The sequence below is a fragment of the Streptomyces sp. NPDC093568 genome (assembly GCF_044764945.1).
In the GTDB taxonomy this organism is placed as follows: domain Bacteria; phylum Actinomycetota; class Actinomycetes; order Streptomycetales; family Streptomycetaceae; genus Streptomyces.
The window spans coordinates 1,163,599-1,186,892 of sequence record NZ_JBIWJD010000001.1 but is presented as its reverse complement, the minus strand read 5'-3'; the positions used below and the strand labels follow the sequence as shown (position 1 = coordinate 1,186,892).

Below are 23,294 nucleotides of genomic sequence, written 5' to 3'. Positions count from 1 at the left end.
GATGCGCAAGTCGAGCACCCTCGCGACGGCCCTTCTCGGCGCCCTCACGCTCGTCGCGGCCCTCCCCGCGAGCGCCCACGCGAGTGTCCTGACCCTGCTCCCTCAGAACGCCGACGGCCTGGAGCAGACGTTCTCCCCGGCCTACGACTACGACGGCGACGGCTGCTACGCCACCGCCGCCATCGGCGCCGACGGCACCCTCAACCCGGGCCTCAGGCTCGGCGGCGACGTCAACGGCAAGTGCCACGACTACGCCCAGCTGGCCAACGCCAACACCTACTCGCGCGCGAAGTGCAACAACGGATGGTGCGCGGTGATGTACGCCAGCTACTTCGAGAAGGACCAGATCACCCTCGGTCCGGCGGCCCTCGGGCACACCCACGACTGGGAACACGTCATCGTGTGGATCAAGGACGACCAGGTCGAGTACGTGTCGGTGTCGCAGCACAACACGTATCAGACGGCGGCCCGTTCGGCGATCCGCTTCGACGGCACCCATCCGAAGATCGTCTACCACAAGGACGGTGTCTCCAGTCACTGCTTCCGCTTCGCGGGCGGCAATGACGAGCCGGCCGAGAACGCCACCGGCAACTGGTTCTTCCCGCGCCTGGTCGGCTGGAACGGCTATCCGGCCGGATACCGCGACAAGCTCCTGAGCGCGGACTTCGGCTCGGCCACGATCAAGATCGACGACGGCGACTTCCAGTGGGCCCTCAACTACACGAAGCCGTCCGGGGTCCCCTTCGACGCCTACGCCTGACACCCGGCAGCGCACGGCCCCGCGGGCGAGCGCCCGCGGGGCCGTCCTTTTGGGTGCGTGGCGCTCCGGGAAAACCAAAAGGCCGTATCGGCATTTCCGATACGGCCTCCGACTTGCTGCTTCACAAGTCGGGACGACAGGATTTGAACCTGCGACCCCTTGACCCCCAGTCAAGTGCGCTACCAAGCTGCGCCACGTCCCGATGCCCGCCTGACCTGGGGTTTCCCCCGGCCGAACGCGCAGGAAAACAATACCGCACTCGGGTCGATGGTCGCGCACTCGTTTCTTCGTGCCCGCCCGGTTCAGCGCCGCTCGGGCCGTATCCGCCCGTCCGCCGGCGCCGGGGCCGGCACGGCCGTCGGCGGCGCGTCGGCCCTCACCAGGTTCCGTATCGAGGGCACCGACAGCAGCGAACCCGCGACGACGAGACCCATCGCTCCGGCGACCAGGAGGACATGATCGGTACCGAGGGCCGCGGCGGCGGGTCCGGCGATGGCCTGGCCGACCGGCATCATCGCCAGCGAGCCCGCCACGTCGTAGGCGTGGATGCGGTTGAGGACGTCGGCCGGCACCTGGGTCTGGACGCTCGTCGCCCACATCACGCTCCAGAAGGCCATGCCGGCCCCGGCGACCGCGGCCCCCGCCGCCATGGCCGGGACCCCGAGCCCCGCCCCGACCGACACCGGGAACGCGGCGAACGCGAAGACACCGATCCCGCCGGCCCGCAGCATGCGGCGCGGGCGCAGCCGCAGGGCGAGCAGGCCGCCCACGACGGTGCCGGCGCCGAGCGCGGAGTTGATCAGGCCGTAGGCGCGTGGGCCGTGCTGCTGAACCACCTCCGTGGCCACGAGCGGGACGGTCGGGCCCCACACGGTGATCATGTAGACGCACCAGACGGCTATCACGCCCCAGAGCCAGGTGCGGGCTCTGAACTCCCGCCAGCCTTCCGCCAGATCGGCGCGCAAGGCCCTTGCTCCGCGCCGGACGGCGGCGCCCGCGGGCGGCCGGGTCTGCGGGGGCAGGCGCAGCAGGAGGAGGCACAGGGCGCTGACCGCGTACGTGGTCGCGTGGGCCGTGAACACGCCGCCGGGCGACGCGAAGCCGACGAGCAGGCCCGCGAAGGCCGGACCGGCGAGCTGGGCGACGGCCTCGGCGATCCGTATGGCGCCGTTCGCGCCCTGGACGTCGGTGGACAGCCGGCGGACGGTGCCCGCGACGCCCGGTTGGAACACGGCGCCGGCCACGCCGTTGACGAAGCCGATCGCGCAGATCTGCCAGAGCACCACGTGCCCGGAGAAGAAGAGCACCGCGGCCAGGGACTGGGTGCACAGGCGGACCAGGTCGGCGCCGATCATCAGCCTGCGGGTGTTGAAGCGGTCGGCGAGGACCCCGCCGAACACGATGAGCCCGGCGAAGGCGGCCGACGTCGCGGCCAGGGCGAGGCCGACCGCGCCCGCACCGTAGCCGTGCTGCAGGAGGCCCGCGGCGAGGGCCACGGGCAGCATCGTGTCCCCGAGCTGGGCTACGGCCCGCGCGACGAAGAACAGCCCGAAGTCCCGCGACCACACCGAGCGCGCCTCGGCCCGCGTGCCCTTGCGCATGCCCCTCAAGCCCCTCCCGGACCGGCCGCTCACCCACGACCCCGCTCACCGGCCCTGGGAGCCCCCGTCCGCGCCCCACGAGCCCAGGTGGGAGCCGGGGCCCCCTCCGCCCCGGCTCACACACCTGCCTCGGATCATGGCACGAGGCACTGACAACGCCCCACGGATTTCATTCCGCCGTCGGCAGCCCCAACTCCGGGTGCGCCTCCAGCAGTCGGGGCGGGGCCGCCTGGCGCCAGGAGTCGGCGAGGATGTCGCGCAGTTCGCCCTCGTCCTCCAGGGCGGAGAGCCGGGCCCGCACCCACGCGAACTGCGCCTCGTGATCGGCGATCCAGAACTTCCCCGGCTCGGCGAGGACCAGCTCGTCCCGCTCCTCCTTGGGGCAGCGCACCGCGACGGACGTCTCCTCCTCGGGCAGCGTGGCGAACATCTTGCCCGCGACCCGGAACGTGGGCATGCTCCAGGCGATCTTCTCCGTCGTGTCCGGCAGGGACAGGGCGATACGGCGTACATCTTCGGCATCCGGCATGAGACGCACGGTAGCGGCTGCCGCTGACAACGACCTGGTGAGCGCGGTGGGCGACCGATCAACCGCCCATGCGCTTGAAGTAGATCGTCGTGGGCCGCAGCTCGCCGGCCGGGCTCGCCGCGTAGTCGGGGATCACCCCGGCCCGGGTCCAGCCGGCCGCGTCGTACAGGCGCTCGGCGCGGCTGCCGGTCTCGGTGTCCAGGTGGAGGAGGGTGACGCCCGCGCCGACGGCCGCCTCTTCGGCCGTCCTCAGGAGCCTGCGGCCGAGGCCCTGCCCCCGTGCCTGCCGGTGCACCATCAGCTTGACCAGCTCGGCCCGGTGACCGCTGTTGGGCTTGTCGGCGAAGGCCAGGGCGACCGTGCCGACGGTACGCCCGTCCATGTGTGCCGCCCACACAGCGAGCCGCCCGACGCCGAGGGCCGCCGCACGCTCCGTCCACCAGGCGAGGGCCGCCGTACGGTCGAGGGGCGCGAGGAATCCGACGGACGCGCCGTCGGCCACGGTGTCCACCAACAGGTCGGCCAAGTCATCGACCCGGTCGAGCAGTTGGGCTTCGTACAGTCGCGTGACGATCACGGCAGCACCACCGCCAGCACGTACCGCACCGACTCCGGCCCGGCGCACCTGAACCGCGTGGGCCCCCACACCCGCATCCGCAGACAGTCCCCGGCACCCATGTGGTGCTCGACCTCCTGAACGGTCACGCCCAACACCCCTTCCAGTGCCCAGATGTGCTGCTCAAGCCCCGGTACGGGCGGCCGGTCGTACGCGATGTCGGCGCCGGCGGCGAGCCGCCCCTCGACGAGTTCGGCGCGCAGCCCCGCATGGGGCGGCGACACGGAACGTCGTACGAACCCGGAGGCCCGGTCCTCCCACACCGGCTGCTCGGCCGCCCGCACCAGCAGCGCGGGCTCCGCCTCGACCTCGCTGAGGAGCTGGGACATGGTGCGGCCGTAGACGTGGCAGAGGCGGTTCAGCAGCGAGGCGGTGGGGCTGATCTCGGCGCGCTCCGCCCGGGAGAGCGTCGAGCGGCTGATGCCGGTGCGCTCCGCCAACTCGCCGAGGGACCAGCCGCGTTCGGCCCGTAGCTCGGCGAGGCGGGCACCGAGACGGGTGTCGACCGTGTCCGGGGGTGCGTCGGCGTCCGCACCATCCGCCGTCTGTTTCATATCCGGGACGCTATCCCAGATATGAAACGGCGGTGTTACGGGAGGCTCACTCCCCCGCCACGTCCCCGAGCGCCTCCAGCACCGGCCGGATCAGGGGGTGCTCCTCGGCTCCTCGCCTGACGGCCGCGAAGACCCGGCGCGTGGGCGCCACCCCGTCGACGGGGCGTACGACGACCCCGGCGAGGTCCATGCCGCGCAGCGCCGAGCGCGGTACGAGGGCCACGCCCGCGTCGGCCGAGGCGAGGGCCACGACCGCGCGGAAGTCGTCGGAGGAGTGGTCGAGACGAGGCTGGAAGCCGGCGTTCTCGCAGGCCAGGACGACGACGTCGTGACATGGGTTGCCGGGGTAGGGGCCGATCCAGGTGTCCTTGGCCAGCTCCGCGAGCGGAACCTCGGCCGCGTCGGCGAGACGGTGGCTGATCGGGACGACCGCGTCGAAGGGCTCGGCGTACAGCGGCACGTGGGCCAGGCGGGGGTCGTCGGCGGGCGGTGCCCCGCGGTACTCGACGGCCACCGCGATGTCGACCTGCCGGTCCAGCACCATCGGCAGGCTGGCGTCGCCCTCGGCGTCCTGGACGCGGATGCGGATGCCGGGCGCCGTCTCAGCGAGGCGGGCCACCGCGGGTGCGACGACCAGGGCGATGCCGGTCGCGAAGGAGGCGACCGTGACGGTGCCGGCCGCGCCCGAGCCGTACGCCGCGAGCTCGGCCTCCGCCCGCTCCAGCTGGGCGAGCACGGCGTTGGTGTGGCTGAGCAGGATCTCCCCGGCCGGGGTCAGCCGTACCCCCTTGGAGCCGCGCTCCACCAGGCGGTGGCCGGTCTCCTGCTCCAGGGCGGCGAGCTGCTGGGAGACCGCGGAGGGGGTGAGATACAGCGCGGCGGCAGCCGCCGTCACGGTGCGGTGGTCGGCCACCGCACGGAGGATGTGGAGCCGCCGCGCTTCGATCATGAGATCGATTATCGCAAGGTCCGGACCGGGCCGGACGTCAGCCTTCCAGTTCGGCCCGGGCGGCGACAAAGGCGTCCACGGCACGGTTGACGTCGTCCGTCGAGTGGGCGGCGGACAGCTGGACGCGGATGCGGGCCTGGCCCTGCGGCACCACCGGGTACGAGAAGCCGATCACGTACACACCGCGCTCCAGCAGCAGCTCCGCCAGCCGGCCCGCCTTGGACGCGTCGCCGATCATCACCGGCGCGATGGCGTGGTCGCCGGGGAGGATCTCGAAGCCCTCCTCGGTCATACGGCGGCGGAACAGGGCGGTGTTCTCCGCGAGCCGCACCCGCAGGTCGTCCGCCGACTCCAGCAGGTCGAGGACCTTCAGGGAGGCCGCCGCGATCACCGGGGCGAGGGTGTTCGAGAAGAGGTACGGCCGCGAGCGCTGGCGCAGCAGGGCGACGATCTCGGCGCGGGCCGCGACGTAGCCGCCGGAGGCGCCGCCGAGCGCCTTGCCGAGGGTGCCGGTGATGATGTCCACGCGGTCCATGACGCCGTGCAGCTCGGGGGTGCCGCGACCGCCGGGGCCGACGAAGCCGACGGCGTGCGAGTCGTCGACCATGACCATGGCGTCGTAGCGGTCGGCGAGGTCACAGATCTCGGCGAGCGGCGCCACATAGCCGTCCATGGAGAAGACCCCGTCGGTGACGATCAGCCGGCGCCGCGCCGACTGGGCCTCCTTCAACTGGGCTTCCAGGTCGGCCAGATCACGGTTGGCGTAGCGGAAGCGGCGGGCCTTGGACAGCCGGATGCCGTCGATGATCGACGCGTGGTTGAGGGCGTCGGAGATCACCGCGTCCTCGGGGCCGAGCAGTGTCTCGAACACACCGCCGTTGGCGTCGAAGCAGGAGGAGTACAGGATCGTGTCCTCCTGGCCGAGGAACGCCGAGAGCCTCGCCTCCAGCTCCTTGTGCACCTCCTGCGTGCCGCAGATGAAGCGGACCGACGCCATGCCGTAGCCCCAGCGGTCCAGCGCCTCGTGCGCGGCGGCGATCACCTCGGGGTGGTCGGCGAGGCCGAGGTAGTTGTTGGCGCAGAAGTTGAGGACCTCGCCGGGGCGGCCGCCGGCGCTGACATTGACGGTCGCGGACTGCGGGGTGTCGATGACGCGCTCGGGCTTGTGCAGGCCGGCGGCGCGGATCTCGTCGAGGGTGGCGCGCAGGTCGTCGCGCACGGAGTCGAACATCGGTGAAGCTCCTAAGGTGCTTGCGCGGAAGGGGAGTTACGCGGTCCAGTCGAGGATGACCTTGCCGCCGCGGCCGCTCGCCGCGTCGGCGAACGCCGCCTCGAAGTCGCGGTAGCCGTACCGGCCGGTGATCACGGGCGCGAGGTCGAGGCCGCCTTCCAGCAGCACGGACATCGCGTACCAGGTCTCGAACATCTCGCGGCCGTAGATGCCCTTGATGGTGATCATCGAGGTGACGATCCGGGCCCAGTCGACCGGGAACTCCTGGGCGGGCAGGCCGAGCATGGCGATCCGGCCGCCGTGCGTCATGTTGGCGATCATGTCGCGCATGGCCTCGGGGCGGCCGGACATCTCCAGGCCGATGTCGAAGCCCTCGCGCAGGCCGAGCTCGCGCTGTCCGTCGGCGATGCTCGCTCCGGACACGTCGAGGGCGAGGCTCACACCGATCTTGCGGGCCAGCTCCAGCCGCTCCTCGCTGACGTCGGTGATCATGACGTGCCGCGCACCCGCGTGCCGGGCCACGGCCGCCGCCATGAGGCCGATCGGTCCGGCGCCGGTGATCAGGACGTCCTCGCCGACCAGTGGGAACGACAGCGCGGTGTGCACGGCGTTGCCGAACGGGTCGAAGATCGCGGCGACATCGAGGTCCACGGGGACCCGGTGCACCCACACGTTGGCGGCGGGCAACGCGACGTACTCGGCGAAGGCACCGTCGCGTCCGACGCCGAGGCCGATGGTGGCGCGGCACAGGTGCCGGCGGCCGGCCAGGCAGTTGCGGCACTTTCCGCACACCAGGTGGCCCTCGCCGCTGACCCGGTCACCGATGGCGATGTCGGTGACGTCCCGGCCGGTCTCCACGACCTCGCCGACGAACTCGTGCCCGACCACGAGCGGGGTGCGGATGGCCTGCTGCGCCCAGCCGTCCCAGGACCGGATGTGCAGGTCGGTGCCGCAGATACCGGTGCGCAGCACCTTGATCAGTACGTCGCCGGGCCCGACGGCCGGTTCCGGAACGTCCGCGAGCCACAGTCCGGGCTCCGCCTTCTCCTTGACCAGCGCCTTCAACGCTACGGCTCCTGTGCTCGAGTCCCGGCTGCGGGCACGCCGAGGCGGCCCGCAGCCGCGGAGGGGGGTGGAATCGCGTAGCAATCTGCCGTACGGCGGCGCCGGGGTCCATCGAGGATTTCTTAAGCGGCGCCACAGCTTTCCTTCACGCCCTCGGCCCCGTGCTGCGGATCGGCCTCCCGCACGACATGGTCGTAGTAGGCCACACGACGCCCGGACGGCAGCAAGAATCGACCCGGGGCGCCAGGACCGCCGACACCGGTCCCGACGCCCTCGCCCCGTACTCGGCACACCGACCAGGAGCAGCTGATGAACACGGCACGGGACCTCACGATCGTCGCCCTGGACCAGGCGTCCGACCACCCCGTGGAACAGGGCGATCTGTCGCTCGCGCTCGCGGCGGCCGAGGTGTTCGACCTCCTCGAGGCACAGGCCCTCGTCCTCGACGGCGATCTCATCAGGCCCAGCGCGCAGGCGCCGACCGGTGACCGTCTGCTGGACGAGGCCGCCTCCTCGCTCGTACGGCAGGAGCCGTACGAGCCGGTCGAGGACTGGCTGTGGCGGCGAGGGCGCGGCCTGTCCGCGGCCTATGTGGAGGACCTGGAGAGCGTGGGGCTCACGGACCGGCCTCGCGGCCGCCTCCTGTCGCTGCGCTCCGCGCGTACGGCCCCGGTCGACTCCGAGGCAAGGCGCCGGGCCGAGGAGCGCTGGGCGTCGGGCGAGCCGGTCCTCGCCGCCCTGGCCGCCGCCGCGGGCATCCGGGACGAACCGGCGGACCCCGGCGAGGACTTCGCCGACGAGACGGTCACGACCGTGCTGGCCGCCGTCGGCGACGCGGTGATGGAGCTGGAGGCCGTACGGCAGCGGCGCGCGATCGAGGACGCCGCCTTCGACAACGTGTGGCGCGGCTACTAGGCCTGACACCTCCGAGACGGGTCCGCCGGCGGTACGGCTCTCAGAGCAGGGGCAGCCCGTCGGCCTCCCGTCGCTCCAGCCGGCTGACCAGGTCCGCCGCCGACGCCTTGATGGTGTCCAGACCGGGCCTCCCCCAGGGCCGCGGCTGGACGTCGACCACGCACACCGTGCCGAGCGCCATCCCGGTGGAGTCGATGAGCGGGGCGCCCAGATAGGAGCGGATGCCGAACTCGTCGACGATCGGATTCCCCGCGAACCGCGGATAGTCGCAGACGTCCTCCAGGACCAGCGCCTTGCGTCGCACCACCACATGGGGGCAGAACCCATGGTCGCGCGCCATGTACCGGCCCAGCTCCGGCTTGGTGTCGTCGGCCCGCGTGAGGGTCACCCGGTGCCGCGCGTGCAGTCCGGCGAAGAACTGGCCGTTCTCGCCGATGAAGTTGACCATGGCGTACGGCGCCCCGGTGAGCTCGGCCAGGTGGTCCGCGAAGACGTCGAGCGCCGGGTCGGCATGGTCCCCCAGCCCCAGTCGGTGCAGCCGCCGGGTGCGGGCGGGGGCCTCCTTGTCCTCCGGCGTGAGCAGCAGGCGGGCGACCGGGTGGGGTGGGCCGTGGCTCATGGATGGATTCCGTCCCTGTGGGCGTACGTCATATGCGGCTCCGTGCGGGTGTGTGCGGATGTCACATGTGGGCACCGTGGCTGGGCGCGGGTGCCGGTGTGTGGGCGATGAGGTGCCGTACCAGGGTGAGCAGGGTCTGGACGCCGGAACTGGAGATCCGGGCGTCGCAGCGGACGACGGGGATCTCCGGGTCGAGATCGATGGCGGCCCGGACCTCCTCCGGGTCGTAACGGTAGCCACCGTCGAACTCGTTGATCGCGACGATGAAACCGAGCCCTCGCTGCTCGAAGAAGTCGACGGCCGCGAAGCAGTCCTCCAGGCGCCGGGTGTCGGCGAGGATGACCGCGCCGAGCGCGCCCTCCGAGAGCTCGTCCCACATGAACCAGAACCGTTCCTGTCCGGGCGTGCCGAACAGGTACAGGACGTGTTCCGGATCGAGGGTGATGCGGCCGAAGTCCATGGCCACCGTCGTCTCGACCTTGTTCTCGACGCCCTCGAGGCTGTCGGTCGCGGCGCTGACCGTGGTGAGCAGTTCCTCCGTGCTGAGCGGAGCGATCTCGCTGACCGCGCCCACAAAGGTCGTCTTGCCTACCCCGAAGCCTCCCGCCACCAAGATCTTCAGTGCGGTGGGGAAGGGGTCAGAGCTGTCGTCGTAGTCCATCGAGCACTGCCTCCAGAAGGGCCCGGTCTGTCGGGTTGTGGTGGAACTCGGGGGGCTTGGTGGTGAGCGCCCCGCAGTCGACGAGGTCCGACAGCAGCACCTTGGTGACCGCAGCCGGCAGCTTCAGGTGGGCGGCGACCTCGGCGACCGAGACGGGGGCGCGGCACAGTTCGAGTGCCTGCTCGTGCTCGGGGCCGAGGTAGCCGAGGGGGGTCGCCCCGGTGGCCATCACCTGCGACATGAGATCGAGCGCGACGGTGGGCCGGGTACGGCCGTTGCTGACCGTGAAAGGGCGCACCAGCCGTCCGGCCGCGTCGTCGAGCCAGGGCCCGTCGCCGGCCGCCGCCACGTTCAAGGCCTCAGCGCCGAGGGTTCGACGGAGTGCTGCCGGGGGGCGGTGACCAGGTAGGGGCGGACGCTCTTGACCAGCATGGCCATCTCGTAGCCCAGCACCGCCGCGTCGGCCTCGCGGCCGGCCAGGACGGCGAGACAGGTGCCCGATCCGGCCGTGGTCACGAACAGCAGCGTCGAGTCGAGTTCGACGACGACCTGCCGCACCTCCCCGCCGTCGCCGAAGCGGACCCCGGCGCTGCGGCCCAGGGAGTACAGGCCGGAGGCCAGCGCGGCCATGTGGTCGGCGCTGTCCGGGTCGAGGCCGTGAACCGACTTCACGAGCCCGTCGCAGGACAGCAGGACCGCGCTGCTGGTGTGCGGCACGCGCTGCACCAGGCCGCTCATCAGCCAGTCGAGATCGGAGACATGGGCGGTCGGCGCTTCGCTCGCCATGATGGATCGACTCCTTGAGGTACGAAGGTCTGCGGGAGCGCTGGGGGTGGGGGTGGACTCCCAGGCGGACTTCGAGCTGGTCACGGTCGTGGTCATCCGGCTGGTGCGCTCCCGTCGGGCCAGGTGGTGTGGTCGGTGCCGGGCGTCGGCCCAGGGTGAGGCTCGGTTGCACGGGCCGGGTTCATGGGCGTTGCACCCATGGAGGGGCGGTTGGTCATGGGGGTCACGTCCATGTGGAGTGCATCCAGGGACATCGGCCGAAGATGTGCGCTCTGCGGGCGCACGGACTCCAGATGGGTGGGGTGGGGTGCTGGCGGCCTGGGGCGTGTCGTGGTGTCGGACGTCGTGTGTGGTGCGGGGGTGATCCCGTGCCAGGTGACGGTGTGGGCCGGATCCATGTGGTCCCGATCCATGGAGCCCTGATCCATAGAGCTCTGCTCCATGGGGCCGGCATCCATGTGGCCGCCCTCGCCCAGGTGCCCGGCATCCATGTGCCCGCCGACGCCCACGTGCCCGGTACCCGTGTGCTCGTCCACGCCCACGTGCCCGGCATCCACATGCCCGCCCACGCCCACGTGCCCAGCACCCATGTGCCCGCCCTCCACAGACTCGGCACCCTCTCCCTCCGACTCCATGTGCTGCTGTGTCTCCGCCAGCCCGACACCCCGCTGGAACGCCGCCATCAACCCCGGGTCGTGCCCGGCGAGTTGCTCGGGCTCCTGACGCGGTGCGGGGCCGCCCCGCAGCTGGGGTGCGATGTGCTCCTGGGCCCGGCGGCGGGGCAGGGTCGGCTTGCCCATGGTGCCCCGCACGGTGCTGACCCGGGGGGTCGGCGGAGCGACGGTGTTCTCCTCGACGCGCCGGCGTTCGTCGGGCCTGATGCCGGGCACGGCCTCCGCCGGGTTGGCCCGTTCCCCTTGGGCGCCGCGCACGGGCAGCGGCACCGGTCCGGTGCCATTCGCTCCGGGGGCCGACCCCCTCCCGCCGGCCTGCGGCGACTGCGCCTGCCGATGCGACGCCACCTGCGGCGAATGCGACTGCGGCTGTGATGCCGCCGTCGCCGAATACCGACCCTGCTGAGGCGGCACCGGCGCCTGCGGCGGATGCCCCTGCGCCGGGCCCTGCGCAGGAGACTGCGGCGGCACGGCCGTACCCACCACAACCTGCGGCTCCTCACCCCGCGCCGCGCCGCCACCCGCCCCCGGTTCCGCTCCCAACAGCCCCTGCGGCACGACGAGTACGGCCTGGACGCCGCCGTAGATGTTGGTCTGGAGGCGCACATGGATGCCGTGCCGCTTGGCCAGCTGGGAGACGACGAACAGCCCGATGCGCCCGTCCGCCAGCAGGCTGGCGACGTTGACCTGGTCGGGGTCGGTGAGCAGGGCGTTCATCCGGTTCTGCTCGCCGACGGGCATGCCGAGCCCGCGGTCCTCGACCTCGACGGCGAGACCCGAGGTGACGAGGTTGGCCCGCAGCAGGACCTGGGTGTGCGGGGCGGAGAACACCGTGGCGTTCTCGACCAGTTCGGCGAGCAGGTGGATGACGTCGGCGACGGCGTGCCCGCGCAGGGTGCCGTCGATGGGCGGCACGAGCTTGACCCGCGAGTACTGCTCGACCTCGGCGATGGCCGAGCGCAGGACCTCGGTCATGGAGACCGGGTTGCTCCACTGCCGGCGGGAGACGGCGCCGCCGAGCACCGCGAGGTTCTCCGCGTGACGGCGGATACGGGTGGCGAGGTGGTCGACGTGGAAGAGGCCCTTGAGCAGATCGGGGTCCTCGATCTCGTTCTCCAGCTCGTCGAGGATGGAGATCTCGCGGTGCACGAGCGACTGGAGGCGCCGGGCGAGGTTCACGAAGACTTCGAGCTTCTGTTCGCTGCCGGTCTGGCTGGAGAGCTGGGCCGCCTGGACGACGGCGGTGACGGCCCCGTCGTGGGCGCGGGACAGGTCGGCGGCGAGCAGTTCGAAGTCGTCGGCGTCCTCGGGCGCACCGCTGCGCGGTTTGCGCTTCGGCGGGGCGTCACCGCGCCGCAGGGTCTCCACCAGGGCCCGCAGATCGGCCTCGCCGCGCGCACTGCTGCGGCGCAGGGCACGGATGCGGTCGCTCACGGACCTGGCTGCGCGGTTGGCGGCCACGGCGGCGATCAGGATGCCCGTCAGGGTGACCGAGACCGTGCCGGCGAGCACGACCCACAGGGTGAGGCTCGGCCGCACGCCGGTGGAGCGCAGGATGAACAGCACCGCCGCGCAACCGCTGAGGGTCACCGCGACGGGCGGCAGCACCGCCAGCCGCATCAGTTGGGGCCGTATGTGGGTCTCGGGCAGCGCGGTTGCGGTGCGGGCGGCCGGGCGCCCGTGCCGCCCGCCCTCACGGCGGTCTGCGCGTGCGGCCGGGGCGCGTGTTTGAGACATCGGGGTCCTCGTACTGGTCCGTCGGTCGGGGGCCTGGGGTGCACGCGGTCTGCGCGGCCCGGGGCATGCGCCATCGCGATGTCGGTCGACAGAGTCACGAATTCGGCTCCGTGTCGCCCAACGGACACTCACGGTAGTCGGCCTCGCATCAAGTGCGGCGGGCAGTTGACAAAGTCCCGCAGGCAGCGTCCCGCTCTGGTATGAGGACTCGTACGGCAGATCGATAACCCGGTCCACCATTCGCCCACAAGGAGCAATCGAACGATCGGACCTGGTCAGAAGCGGTCACGGAGAAAAGTCGAGGGGCGGGGCACTTTCCGTGCCCCGCCCCTCGCGGACTCGTCTTTCCCGATTCACGACCGCCCCGGCCGGGACGTTTCAGCACTCCGCACACCCGCACCAACGCCCCCCAGAACGTCACCGCCTGTAGCGGCGCGCGCGGTCGCCCGGGCGACTCCGCGCACTCCCATGCGCCCGGCGCGAATCACGATGCTGGGGCGCGCGGTGAGTGCTCGAGCGCCCCTCAGGCCGCGCCGCGGCCCGCAAGGAAGGGGACAAGGGAAAAGGAAGGGGACAAGGGGACGGGAGGGGGGAGCGGGGAGGAGGGAGGAGTGACGCGACCGCCGTCCCCGCCTCGTCTCACGCGACCGGCGCCCGTCCCCGCCTCACCCGACCGACATCCCGGTCCCGCCCTACGCGACCGCCGCCCCCGCCCCGTCTGACGCGACCGGCGTCCCCGTCCCCGCCTTACCCGACCGGCATCCCGTCCTGCCCTATGCGACCGGCGCCCCCGCCCTGCCTTACGCGACCGGAGCCCGGCCCCCGCCTAACCGGCCGGCCCGCAGCCCCGCCTAACCGCCCGGCACCCAGCCCCCCGCCTACCCGACCGGCACCCAGCAACCGCCTAACCGACCGGCGCCTCATCCGCCCCCGAAGCGACCGGCGGCCAGGCCGGCCACCCGTCGGCGGGCGCCTCCGCCACCTCACGCCACCAGGGCGTCACGGGAGCCACCGACGCCGGCTCGAAGGGCTCGCCGCAGCGTGGAGCCGCCATGGCGACCCCGGCCTTGTGCGTGGCCCGCATCATCCACTCGCCGGGCTCCGCCCAGGGGTGCGGGGCCAGGTTGAAGGTCCCCCAGTGGATCGGCAGCATGACGCCCGCGGTCGGGTCGCCGCCCTGGAGGTCGAGGTGGGCCCGGACGCCCTCGTCCGGGGTCATGTGGATGTCGGGCCAGAAGTCCGAGTAGGCGCCGACCTGGATCATCGTGGCGTCGAACGGGCCGTGGTCGGCGCCGATGTCCTTGAAGCCCTCGAAGTAGCCGGTGTCGCCGCTGTGGTAGATCCGGTGCTCGTCCGAGGCGACGACCCAGGACGCCCAGAGCGTGTGCTGGGTGTTGCGCAGTCCGCGGCCGCAGAAGTGGCGGGCCGGGGTCGCGGTCAGGGTGAGCCCGCCGATCTTGGTGGTCTCGTGCCAGTCCAGCTCGCGCAGCCGGTCTGTGGACACGCCCCAGTGTTCGAGGTGACCGCCGACGCCGAGCGGTACGGCGAAGAGGGTGTCGGTGCCGGCCAGCGCCTTGATCGTGGGCAGGTCGAGGTGGTCGTAGTGGTCGTGGGAGATCACGACGACGTCGACCGGTCCGAGCGCGGCGAGCGGCAGCGGCACGGGGTGCAGACGCTTGGGCCCGGCGAAGGGGAACGGCGAGCAGCGCTCGCCCCACACGGGATCGAAGAGCACGCGGTGACCGTCGATCTCCGCGAGGACGCTGGAGTGCCCCATCCAGGTCAGGCGCAGCCCCGTGGCAGGCGGCTTGGCCAGGTCGGCGTAGGTGGTGGGGTGCACCGGGACGGTGCCCTTGGGGGCGCGGCGGGGCCGGGTGTCCTTGTCGTAGAAGACCTTGGCGAACTCCAGCATCGATCCCGACGGTCTGGTCCGGGCGGCGCCTCCGGGATTCTGGAAGACGCCGTTGCGAAAGTGCGGGGATCTGCGGATGCGCGCCATGCGCTCACCGCTCGGGTCCACGCCGAAGGCCTCGGGCCGCAGGGCGCGCAGCCCGGAACTCGGGAGACGGAAACCGGCCACGGTACCTCCAGGTGGATTCGGTGAGAATTCCATTATGGTCGGCGGCTCCGACAGTCCCAGATACCCCCTGACCCCAACACCGCGTTGACATGTCCTCGCCCGCCTCCGATACTGACTCATCGTTCAGTAGCCGCGCGGGCTCACGACCCCTCGGAGCGGCCCCGACCCCGGAGAACCCATGGCCACCCCCCTGCTGTCGCTCACCTGGACCGATCACGTCACCGGCCGTCAGGGCTTCCTGGTCGTCGACCGACTGGTGCGCGGGGTGGCCAGCGGCGGGCTGCGCATGCGGCCGGGCTGCACGCTGGACGAGGTCACGGGGCTCGCCCGCGGCATGAGCATGAAGGAGGCACTGCACTACGACCCGGAGGCGCGATACGTCCCCCTGGGCGGCGCCAAGGGCGGCATCGACTGCGACCCCCGGGATCCGGAGGCGTACGGGCTCCTGGTGCGCTACCTGCGGAGCATGCGGCCGTACATCGAGAACTTCTGGACCACGGGCGAGGACCTCGGTCTCACCCAGGACGTGGTCGACCGCGCGGCGGCCGAGGCGGGGCTCGTCTCGTCGGTGCAGGCCGTGTATCCGCTGCTCGACGACGAGCAGGCCGCCCGGCAGCGGCTCGCGGAGGCGTTCGCGGTGGAGGTCGACGGCATCGGGCTCGACGAGCTGGTCGGCGGCTGCGGAGTCGCGGAGTCGGTGCTGACCGCTCTGGACCGGGCCGGTCTGCCGTACTGGAGGACGCGCGTCGCCGTGCAGGGCCTGGGCACCATGGGCGGGGCCACCGCGCGCTTCCTCACGCGCGCGGGACTCACGGTCGTGGCCGTCGCCGACATCAAGGGCACGATCGCCAACCCGGCGGGCCTCGACATCGAGTCGCTGCTGGCGGCCCGCGACGGCTACGGCACCATCGACCGCGCCGCGTTGCGCCGCGGAGACCGGGAACTGCCGGGCGACGCCTGGCTGTCGGCCGAGGCGGAGGTACTGGTTCCGGCAGCCGTCTCGTACGCGATCGACGCCTCGAACCAGGGCCGTGTCACCGCCCGCTGGATCGCCGAGGCGGCCAACATGCCCGTACGGCCGGACGCGGAGGATCTGCTGGCGGCGCGCGGCGTCACCGTACTGCCGGACGTGGTGGTCAACTCGGCCACGAACGCCTGGTGGTGGTGGACCCTGTTCGGGGACATCGGCCCGGACGCGGACGAGGCGTTCGACCACACCAGACGCGCGATGCGCGCCCTCACCGACCTCACGCTGACCCGCGCCCAGGCCGACGGAACGACGCCCCGGGCCGCCGCGCACGCCATCGCGGCGGAGCGGCTGCCGTTGATCACCGAGCGCTTCGGCTGGCATCGGTGACGGCGGCCCGACGCGGGCGCGGCAGGGCGGTCGCTCCTGGTGAGGCTTAGGGTTACGGCGTGACAAGAGTGCGGTTGAGCGTGGCGGAGCGGCGGGAGGAACTGCTGCGGGCCGCCGTCGAGCAGATCGAGGAACGGGGCGTGGCGGCGGTCAGGATCTCCGACGTGGCCTCGGCGCTCGGGGTGAGCAACGCGCTGGTGCTCTATCACTTCGCCACGAAGGAGAAGCTGGTGGCGGCCGCGTTCGCGCACGCGGCAGAAGGCGACCTGGCCCATCTGCGCCGGCTCCTCGGCCGCCGTACCACCGCGTTGCGACGACTGCGGGCGGCCGTGCGCTGGTACGCCCCGACCGGCCAGGCCAAGGGCTGGCGGCTGTGGATCGAGGGCTGGGCGGCGGCGCTGCGCGAGCCCGCGCTGCGGGAGGTCACCCGGGACCTCGACCGGCAGTGGAAGGCGGCCATCACCGAGGTCATCGCCGAGGGCGTGGCCGCCGACGAGTTCCGGTGCCCGGATCCCACGGGCGCGGCCCTGCGGCTCACGGCCCTGCTCGACGGCCTCGCCGTGCAGCTCACGTCGTACCCGGGCGCGGTCTCACGCGCGCGTGCCCAGCAGTGGGCGGACGAGGCGCTGGCCCGGGAACTGGGACTGGAGCGGGAGGCGTTGACGGCGTCGACGCGCTGACGCCGTCGCGTCAGAAGTTCCGGGGCGCCCTCCCGGAATGGCGTACGTCCGAGCCGCACCGACCAGACGTCGGTATGGCCCGGACGCACCACGTGACTCGCGCGGCGCTCTCAAGCCACCGACTGGATCCGCATCTTGATGTCGTCCGGGGACAGGGCGCCCTTGGCCGTCACATGGTCCCCCGACGACTCACCGCGCAGCCGCCGGCCGATCCACGGCACCAGGTACTCGCGCGCCCACTGGACGTCGTCCCGGCGGACCTCGAGGGTGCCGCGGGGCGGGAGCGGCGGCCAGGGCTGGTCCGGGTCCGCGGGGACCTCCAGGCCGAGGACCTGGCCCGCGCGGAGCGCCACGCGCGTGTGCCCCTCGGGAGACAGATGGAGCCGGTCGCCGTCCCAGGCCCTGCGGTCCTGAACGGTCTTCAGGGACCACAGGTCGAGCACCGGGCAGCCGTACCGGTCGGCGATGGCCCGCACATGGCCGTTGTACGTGGCGATCTTGCCGCGCAGGTGCTTGAGCACGGGCACGCCACGGGTGTCGAAGCCGGTCGTCACCATGACGGTGCCGACGGCGGAGGTGAGCCGGGAGATGGCCCGCTCGAATCGCTCGGCCACCTCGTCGGGGTCGGTGCCGGGCCGGATGATGTCGTTGCCGCCCGCGCAGAACGAGACCAGGTCCGGGGCCAGTTCGACGGCCTTCGGAAGCTGGTCCTCGACGATCTGGTCGAGCAGTTTGCCGCGCACGGCGAGGTTCGTGTAGTCGAAGTCGCCCTCGGGGCGCCGGTCGGCGAGCAGGACCGCGAACCGGTCCGCCCAGCCGACGAACGCCCCGTCGGGCCCGGGGTCGCCGACGCCCTCGGTGAAGCTGTCCCCCACCGCGACGTACGACCCGATCACTGATCTGCTGTCACTCTTCGAATCGTCTGCCACGTCGGGACATGATTCACCTTTGAATGTGACCTACGCGACCGTAGGAAAGGGTTGACGTGCGGTGAGATAAGCCACTCCCCAAGTGTTCACCAAACCCGGAATAGCCTTTTGAGCAGGGGTGTTGGTGCCCGATCGGGCCGCAGACGCACCGCTCACACTCCGCAGACACACCGAAGGCCGGACCCGGGGATCGGGGTCCGGCCTTCGGCTGCGTGTCAGGCAGGTGGCTTTCGCGCGGGCTGGGGTCAGCCGATGGCGACGCCCTTGGAGCGGAGGTAGGCGACCGGGTCCACGTCCGAGCCGTAGTCCGGGGTGGTGCGGATCTCGAAGTGCAGGTGAGGTCCGGTCACGTTGCCGGTCGCACCCGAGAGGCCGATCTGCTGGCCCGCGGTCACGGTCTGTCCGGCCGAGACGCCGAGGGAGGACAGGTGGGCGTACTGCGCGTAGTAGCCGTCGGCGAGCTGGATGACGACCTGGTTGCCGTACGCGCCTCCCCAGCCGGCCGAGACGACGGTGCCCGCGCCGACCGCCTTCAGCGGGGTGCCGGTCGCGGCGGCGAAGTCGACACCGGTGTGGTAGCCGCTGGACCACATGCTGCCCGCCACCTTGTACGCGGTGCCGACGGCGGCGCCGGAGACGGGGGCGGAGAAGCCGGTGGCGGTGCTCGCGTTCTCGGCGGTCGTGGCCGCCTTCTTCGTCGCCTTCTTCGTCGCCTTCTTCGCGGCGGAGGGCTTCGAGGCGGAGGACTTCGAGGCCGAGGAGTCCTTCGCGGAGGACTTCGACGACTCGGACGCCGAAGAGGAGGAGGACGGCGACGGCTTGGGGGCGCTCGTCGCGGCCTTCTTGCCGCCGATCGAGAGCTTCAGACCGGGGTGGATGAGCGACGGGTCCGAGCCGACGGCCTCACGGTTGTCGGCGTAGAGCCGCTTCCAGCCACCGCTGACGTTCTGCTCGTCGGCGATCTTCGAAAGGTAGTCGCCGACCTTCACCGAATAGGTCCGCACGCCCGTCTTCTTCTGGGCGTCCTTCTTTTCGACGGACTTCTGCCCGGCGACCGGAAGGGACTGAACGGCCTTTTCCGAAACGGACTGAGCGGGAGCGGCGTGGGCGCCGGTCGCTCCCATGAGGGGAAGAGCGAGGGCGGCGCCACCGGTTCCGGCGACGGCTATGGAGCGGGTGAAGCGCAGGGACTTCGGACGGCGATGCTTACCCTTCGCGGGCATGGCGATTTCCTCTCCGGCGCCTGCGAGGTGAGCTGTCGGGTGCGGGCTGGAGATGCCCGGCCGCGTCGGGACGCGACTTGACCCCAAGCCTGTTCCGGAGACCGGAACAGGCGGTTGTACCTGTGGGTCCCCCGCTCCTGCCGTGGACGGGTGAGTTTGCGCGGAGTCCGGTCGGCGGCAGGATTCGGCGTCCGTCCGGATTGGTGGCGAACGTAAGCGAGGAAGACGCATGGGAACAAGTGAGGGGTTCCGTCCGAATGCGTTCCCGTTGATCCCTTGTGGGAATTACCGGTCACACTGCGTGAATTATCGGGACGCCTTCCGACGCAAAGCCCCTTGAAAATCGCGCGAATTACGTGAACATGACGGGCGACGCAACGTCACGGATATGACGCTCCTCACGTGACGTTGCTCCAGCTCCCTTCACTGCAGAGCGAGTTGGAATGAAGGCACCAATTCGGACAGAACTCCTAGATGCGACGGAGGCGAATAACTGCCGCATCGAGGTCGCCCCGCAGGCCGGTTCGCAGTCCGTGATGCACCAGTACGACCCCTCGGTGAATTTCGCCCGTTTCAAGGCATTCGTACGACGCTGTCGGGTCCAGGGCGCGCAGCCGCAGGGCCGGTACGGGCTCGCCGTAGCTCTGGGCCTGGAGCCAGGCCAGGACGACCGTCTCGTCCCCGAGCACGTACTGCACCGCGCTGAGCCCACCGCGCGGGGGCCGCAGCCGGTAGAGGTCTCCACGCTGCACCAGGGGGCGGATCTCCTTGTAGAGTGCGACCCACTTCCCGGCCTCGGCGAGCTCCTCCTCGGTCCAGCGCTCCAGGTTCCCGCCGACCCCGAGCACACCCGCCATGGCACTGACGAACCTGAAGCGCAGCGAGCTGGCCCGGTGGTTGAGCATGGCGTTCGGGCTGTCGGTGACCCAGGCCGCCATGGCACGCGCGGGGTGGATCTGGCTGAAGCCGTGCTGGATGGCGAGCCGGTCGAGGGGGTCGGTGTTGTCCGAGGTCCACACCTGGTCCGTACGGCTCAGCACGCCGAGGTCGATCCGTCCGCCACCGCCCGAGCAGGACTCGAAGGCGACGCCCGGGTGAGCGGCGCGCAGCCGGTCCAGCAGGCCGTACAGGGCGCGCACGTGGTCGGTCCACAGGCGCTGCGGATACGCCTCGCCCGGCCAGCCGGCATCGGAGAAGCAGCGGTTGAAGTCCCACTTCACATAGTCGATCGGGGCGCTGGACAGGAGCCCGTCGAGCTGCTTCCAGAGGTAGTCCTGGACGTCGTCGCGGGCGAGGTTCAGGACGAGCTGATTGCGGAATTCCGTCCGCTTTCGTCCTGTTTGATACTGAACCCACTCCGGATGGGCGCGATACAACTCGCTGTCCGGATTGACCATTTCCGGCTCGACCCAGATGCCGAACTGCATGCCGAGCGCGTGCACGTACTCGGCGAGCGGCTTGAGACCCGACGGGAAGCGGTCGGGGTTGGGCGTCCAGTCGCCGAGCCCGGCACGGTCACTGGTGCGGGTGCCGAACCAGCCGTCGTCCACCACGAACAGCTCGACCCCGATGGCCGCTGCCCGCCGGGCGAGCACGCTCTGCTGCTCCTCGGAGATGTCGAACTCGGTCGCCTCCCAGGAATTGAACAGCACCGGCCGGTCCCGCTCGGCGTCCGGGATCACGTACGCGCGCTGGTACGCGTGCCAGGCACGGCTCGCCCCGCCGAAGCCGCCGTCGCTCCACAGTCCGGCGAAGACGGGGGTCGTGAAGGACTCCCCCGCCGCGAGGCTGAGCAGGCCCGAGTCGTCGTGTCCGGCCCCGCCAGTGATCTGCACGCGCGCGTCCGGGAGTTGGGCGACCGCGATGCGCCAGGAGCCGGACCAGCCGAGGGCGCAGCCGTAGACCTCGCCGCGCTCCTCGGTGGCGTCCGTGTCGAGCGCGACCCAGGGCAGGTGCTGGTGCCCGGTGTGGCCCCGCCGGCTGCCGATGACCTTCTCACCGTAGGTGAGTGGGGCCTGCGCGAGCCGGGACTCGGCGCCCCAGCGGCCGTGCAGCTGGGACAGCCGCCAGTCCTCCCGGTCGGGCAGCGTCCAGGTGGCCGAGTCGGCGCGCAGCACCTCCAGGACGGGCCCCTCGTTGTCCAGGGTCACCCAGCGCTCCACCACGTCGGCGCGCATGCGGTAGTGCAGGGTGACGTGCAGCCCGCCGTCACGGAAGCGCAGCCGCAGCTCGTCGCCGTCGGCCTCGTGGCGTACGAAGCCCCACTCGGTGCCGCGCCGCTCGTCGGTGCGCACGGACAGGGCGGGCCGTACAAAGCGAGGGCCTCCCTCGACGGGGTACTCCTCGCGCCCGTCGAGCGGGGACTCGAAGGGCCAGTACTCCGGCAGCGGACGTACGGCCAGGGCCTCGGCGTCGGCGAGCGCGATCCGCGGCCCCCAGTGCAGGTGCAGCAGCTCGTCGCCTTCCGTCAGATGGACGGCGTAACTGCTGGTCGGCCCGGAGAGGACCCAAGTACGGCCGTTGTCGGAGATCTCCAGCATCAAGCCCCCACAGAGACGAACAGGTGCGATCAAGTACCAACATCATCATGGTCCGAGCGGCCCTGAAGCAACGCCTGTGGACAACTCATTGGCCCAGGAATGCGTGTCGTATGGTCGAGAGCGCACCCCGTCGGCCACATCGCCGAGCCGCGCCGCCGGGGCCGACCGGGAGGAGCCCCCGTGACGCAGCAGATCCCGTCGACCGAGCCCGAGCTGGCCGGTGTTCGCAATTTTCGTGATGTGGGCGGACTCCCGACGGTGGACGGACGACGGGTGCGGCACGGAGTGCTGTTCCGCAGCGGCCATCTCGCGCACGCGACCGCGGAGGACGCCGCCTTCCTCGCCTCCCTGGGGCTGCACACGATCTTCGACTTCCGTAACTCGGCCGACCAGCAGCTCGAGGGCCCGGACGTCGCGCTGCCGGGCGTGCGCAACGTGAACCTGCCGCTGTCCGACCCGGCGGACGGCGCGGAGTTCTGGAAGATGGTCCGGGACGGCGATCTCGACCAGCTGCGGGAGATCCTGGCGGACGGCAAGGGGGCGAACCGGATGATCGTCTCCTACCGCTCGATCATCAAGGAGCGCACCGCCGAACACTCCCAGGTGCTGCACGCGCTGGCCGAGGAGAGCGTCCCGGCCCTGATGCACTGCGCGGCCGGCAAGGACCGCGCGGGCCTGTCCATCGCCGTGACGCTGCTCTCCCTCGGCGTCGAGCGCGAGGCGATCGTCGCCGACTACCTGGAGTCCAACGCCAAGCACCGCCGGTACAAGGTGAAGCGCAACGGCAGCGGTGACTCGGTCTACTCACCCGAGGTCATGGAGCTGCTCAGCCCGCTGTTCGACGCGCGGGCCGAGTATCTGACGGCGGCCTTCGAGACGATCGAGGAGACCTGGGGCGGCGTCGACAAGTACCTGGACCAGGGCCTGCGGATCACTCCGGAGACCAGGGAGCTCCTGCGGGAGCGCCTGCTCGACTGACGCCCGGCCGCCCCGGCGCCTACTTCCCGCCGCCCGCCTCGAACAGGAAGTAGACGAAGGCGGCGAACACGTGCCCCACCGCGATGTAGATGATGAGCCGCACCCACAGGGCGCGCGGGAACTTGTCCTCGATGTTGCTCATGGCGTCTCTCCAGGGGTGGGGCCCAGGCACAGCGTGGCCGTGGGGCTCTGCAGCAGGGTGTGGACGAACAGGAGCTCGACCCCGCCCTCGTCCAGGGCGGCGATCCGGTGCGGGGTGAGCGAGTCGAAGTGCGCACTGTCGCCGGGCGCGAGCCGGTGCGTGGTGTCCCCCAGGCGCAGCCGCAGCCGCCCCTTCAGGACGTAGAGCCACTCCTCGCCGGGGTGCACCCGCACGATGTCGCCCTGTGAGCCGTACGGCACCTGGACGCGCAGCGCCTGCATCCCGCGCCCGTGGGAGCCCGCCTGCCAGTAGGTCCAGCCGCCGGCCGCGGTGGGCTCCATGTCGGTGGCGCGCACCACGGCGTCCCGGTCGGCGACCGTCTCACCGAGCAGTTCGGAAACGGTCGTACCGTAGATACGTGCGAGCGCGAGCAGCATCGGCAGCGAGGGCTGGCGCTGCCCGGTCTCCAGCCGGGAGAGATGGGCGGGCGACAGCCCGGCGGAACGGGCCGCGGCCTCCAGCGTGAGGGAGGCACGGCGACGCAGCGCGCGGAGCTGGGGCGCGACGGCGGGCAGGGCATCGACCAGCCCCGCCGCTTCGGCCGCGACCCCGGGCTCCGGCTCGGTCTCGGGAGAGCTCATGCTCCCCATTCAGCCGCAGGTTTGCCC

General features: G+C 71.5%; 23 protein-coding genes, 1 tRNA gene and 1 riboswitch. Of the genes, 5 read left to right on the top strand and 19 right to left on the bottom strand.

What is annotated here, in order from left to right; all coding sequences use genetic code 11:
- Nucleotide 1: 1 nt before the first annotated feature.
- Nucleotides 2-760 carry an NPP1 family protein gene (locus ACIRD7_RS05100; RefSeq protein ID WP_403449869.1) on the top strand — a complete coding sequence of 253 codons (759 nt, stop codon included), beginning with the start codon at nucleotides 2-4 and terminating at the stop codon, nucleotides 758-760.
- A gap of 128 nt (nucleotides 761-888) precedes the next feature.
- Here ACIRD7_RS05100 and ACIRD7_RS05095 read toward each other — a convergent pair.
- The 8 genes from ACIRD7_RS05095 to tdh form a co-directional block, all read right to left on the bottom strand.
- A tRNA-Pro gene (locus ACIRD7_RS05095) sits at nucleotides 889-962 on the bottom strand.
- A 100-nt stretch (nucleotides 963-1,062) separates the two neighbouring features.
- Nucleotides 1,063-2,361 carry an MFS transporter gene (locus tag ACIRD7_RS05090; RefSeq protein ID WP_403449866.1) on the bottom strand — a complete coding sequence of 433 codons (1,299 nt, stop codon included), beginning with the start codon at nucleotides 2,359-2,361 and terminating at the stop codon, nucleotides 1,063-1,065.
- A gap of 169 nt (nucleotides 2,362-2,530) precedes the next feature.
- Complete coding sequence (locus ACIRD7_RS05085) at nucleotides 2,531-2,890, bottom strand: MmcQ/YjbR family DNA-binding protein (RefSeq protein WP_403449863.1); 360 nt, start codon at nucleotides 2,888-2,890, stop codon at nucleotides 2,531-2,533.
- Nucleotides 2,891-2,948: 58 nt separating this feature from the next.
- A complete protein-coding gene (locus ACIRD7_RS05080) occupies nucleotides 2,949-3,467 on the bottom strand; it encodes a GNAT family N-acetyltransferase (protein ID WP_403449861.1) in 519 nt (172 codons plus the stop codon).
- Entirely contained in the window at nucleotides 3,464-4,060 is a 597-nt protein-coding gene (locus tag ACIRD7_RS05075) for a helix-turn-helix domain-containing protein (RefSeq protein ID WP_403449858.1), read from the bottom strand. The genes ACIRD7_RS05080 and ACIRD7_RS05075 overlap by 4 nt, the downstream gene beginning before the upstream one ends.
- Before the next feature lie 46 nt (nucleotides 4,061-4,106).
- The gene (locus tag ACIRD7_RS05070; protein ID WP_403449856.1) at nucleotides 4,107-5,009 is read right to left on the bottom strand and encodes a LysR family transcriptional regulator; all 903 of its coding nucleotides are present in this window, start codon (nucleotides 5,007-5,009) and stop codon (nucleotides 4,107-4,109) included.
- 37 nt (nucleotides 5,010-5,046) lie between these two features.
- Nucleotides 5,047-6,240 (bottom strand): glycine C-acetyltransferase, encoded by a 1,194-nt coding sequence (locus ACIRD7_RS05065; protein WP_403449853.1) that lies wholly within the window; start codon nucleotides 6,238-6,240, stop codon nucleotides 5,047-5,049.
- 36 nt (nucleotides 6,241-6,276) lie between these two features.
- Nucleotides 6,277-7,305 carry an L-threonine 3-dehydrogenase gene (tdh, locus tag ACIRD7_RS05060; protein WP_403449851.1) on the bottom strand — a complete coding sequence of 343 codons (1,029 nt, stop codon included), beginning with the start codon at nucleotides 7,303-7,305 and terminating at the stop codon, nucleotides 6,277-6,279.
- Between the two features lie 309 nt (nucleotides 7,306-7,614).
- Between tdh and ACIRD7_RS05055 the strand changes: the two genes are divergently transcribed.
- Nucleotides 7,615-8,220, top strand: a complete 606-nt coding sequence (locus ACIRD7_RS05055; protein ID WP_403449848.1) for a GPP34 family phosphoprotein — start codon at nucleotides 7,615-7,617, stop codon at nucleotides 8,218-8,220.
- A gap of 40 nt (nucleotides 8,221-8,260) precedes the next feature.
- Here ACIRD7_RS05055 and ACIRD7_RS05050 read toward each other — a convergent pair whose 3' ends face one another.
- The 6 genes from ACIRD7_RS05050 to ACIRD7_RS05025 form a co-directional block, all read right to left on the bottom strand.
- Nucleotides 8,261-8,839: a GAF domain-containing protein gene (locus ACIRD7_RS05050; protein ID WP_403449845.1), complete on the bottom strand. Its 579-nt coding sequence runs from the start codon at nucleotides 8,837-8,839 to the stop codon at nucleotides 8,261-8,263.
- Nucleotides 8,840-8,900: 61 nt separating this feature from the next.
- Nucleotides 8,901-9,500: an ATP/GTP-binding protein gene (locus tag ACIRD7_RS05045; protein WP_126396810.1), complete on the bottom strand. Its 600-nt coding sequence runs from the start codon at nucleotides 9,498-9,500 to the stop codon at nucleotides 8,901-8,903.
- Complete coding sequence (locus ACIRD7_RS05040; protein ID WP_403451673.1) at nucleotides 9,478-9,849, bottom strand: DUF742 domain-containing protein; 372 nt, start codon at nucleotides 9,847-9,849, stop codon at nucleotides 9,478-9,480. Before ACIRD7_RS05040 ends, ACIRD7_RS05045 begins: the two co-directional genes overlap by 23 nt.
- Before the next feature lie 2 nt (nucleotides 9,850-9,851).
- Complete coding sequence (locus ACIRD7_RS05035; RefSeq protein WP_403449842.1) at nucleotides 9,852-10,286, bottom strand: roadblock/LC7 domain-containing protein; 435 nt, start codon at nucleotides 10,284-10,286, stop codon at nucleotides 9,852-9,854.
- 92 nt (nucleotides 10,287-10,378) lie between these two features.
- Nucleotides 10,379-12,697 (bottom strand): sensor histidine kinase, encoded by a 2,319-nt coding sequence (locus ACIRD7_RS05030; protein WP_403449839.1) that lies wholly within the window; start codon nucleotides 12,695-12,697, stop codon nucleotides 10,379-10,381.
- Between the two features lie 904 nt (nucleotides 12,698-13,601).
- Nucleotides 13,602-14,777 carry an MBL fold metallo-hydrolase gene (locus ACIRD7_RS05025; RefSeq protein WP_403449836.1) on the bottom strand — a complete coding sequence of 392 codons (1,176 nt, stop codon included), beginning with the start codon at nucleotides 14,775-14,777 and terminating at the stop codon, nucleotides 13,602-13,604.
- A 178-nt stretch (nucleotides 14,778-14,955) separates the two neighbouring features.
- On the opposite strand from ACIRD7_RS05025, the gene ACIRD7_RS05020 reads away from it, so the two are divergent.
- Together ACIRD7_RS05020 and ACIRD7_RS05015 are read left to right on the top strand one after the other, a co-directional pair.
- On the top strand, nucleotides 14,956-16,134 hold the full coding sequence (locus ACIRD7_RS05020; protein WP_403449834.1) for a Glu/Leu/Phe/Val dehydrogenase dimerization domain-containing protein: 1,179 nt from the start codon (nucleotides 14,956-14,958) through the stop codon (nucleotides 16,132-16,134).
- Between the two features lie 59 nt (nucleotides 16,135-16,193).
- Nucleotides 16,194-16,814 (top strand): TetR family transcriptional regulator C-terminal domain-containing protein, encoded by a 621-nt coding sequence (locus ACIRD7_RS05015; RefSeq protein ID WP_403449832.1) that lies wholly within the window; start codon nucleotides 16,194-16,196, stop codon nucleotides 16,812-16,814.
- Nucleotides 16,815-16,924: 110 nt separating this feature from the next.
- Here the strand turns inward: ACIRD7_RS05015 and ACIRD7_RS05010 are convergent, their stop codons facing one another.
- The 3 genes from ACIRD7_RS05010 to ACIRD7_RS05000 form a co-directional block, all read right to left on the bottom strand.
- The gene (locus tag ACIRD7_RS05010) at nucleotides 16,925-17,710 is read right to left on the bottom strand and encodes an SGNH/GDSL hydrolase family protein (protein WP_403451671.1); all 786 of its coding nucleotides are present in this window, start codon (nucleotides 17,708-17,710) and stop codon (nucleotides 16,925-16,927) included.
- Between the two features lie 278 nt (nucleotides 17,711-17,988).
- Nucleotides 17,989-18,966: a LysM peptidoglycan-binding domain-containing M23 family metallopeptidase gene (locus ACIRD7_RS05005; RefSeq protein WP_403449830.1), complete on the bottom strand. Its 978-nt coding sequence runs from the start codon at nucleotides 18,964-18,966 to the stop codon at nucleotides 17,989-17,991.
- Between the two features lie 4 nt (nucleotides 18,967-18,970).
- A riboswitch (cyclic di-AMP (ydaO/yuaA leader) is annotated at nucleotides 18,971-19,129 on the bottom strand.
- 307 nt (nucleotides 19,130-19,436) lie between these two features.
- Nucleotides 19,437-21,506: an alpha-galactosidase gene (locus ACIRD7_RS05000; protein ID WP_403449828.1), complete on the bottom strand. Its 2,070-nt coding sequence runs from the start codon at nucleotides 21,504-21,506 to the stop codon at nucleotides 19,437-19,439.
- Between the two features lie 180 nt (nucleotides 21,507-21,686).
- Here ACIRD7_RS05000 and ACIRD7_RS04995 point away from each other — a divergent pair, with 180 nt between their 5' ends.
- Nucleotides 21,687-22,484, top strand: a complete 798-nt coding sequence (locus ACIRD7_RS04995; RefSeq protein WP_403449826.1) for a tyrosine-protein phosphatase — start codon at nucleotides 21,687-21,689, stop codon at nucleotides 22,482-22,484.
- A gap of 19 nt (nucleotides 22,485-22,503) precedes the next feature.
- Here ACIRD7_RS04995 and ACIRD7_RS04990 read toward each other — a convergent pair whose 3' ends face one another.
- Both ACIRD7_RS04990 and ACIRD7_RS04985 read right to left on the bottom strand, forming a co-directional pair.
- On the bottom strand, nucleotides 22,504-22,626 hold the full coding sequence (locus ACIRD7_RS04990; RefSeq protein ID WP_403449823.1) for a DUF6126 family protein: 123 nt from the start codon (nucleotides 22,624-22,626) through the stop codon (nucleotides 22,504-22,506).
- Entirely contained in the window at nucleotides 22,623-23,267 is a 645-nt protein-coding gene (locus ACIRD7_RS04985) for a helix-turn-helix domain-containing protein (protein WP_403449821.1), read from the bottom strand. The genes ACIRD7_RS04990 and ACIRD7_RS04985 overlap by 4 nt, the downstream gene beginning before the upstream one ends.
- Nucleotides 23,268-23,294 lie beyond the last annotated feature (27 nt).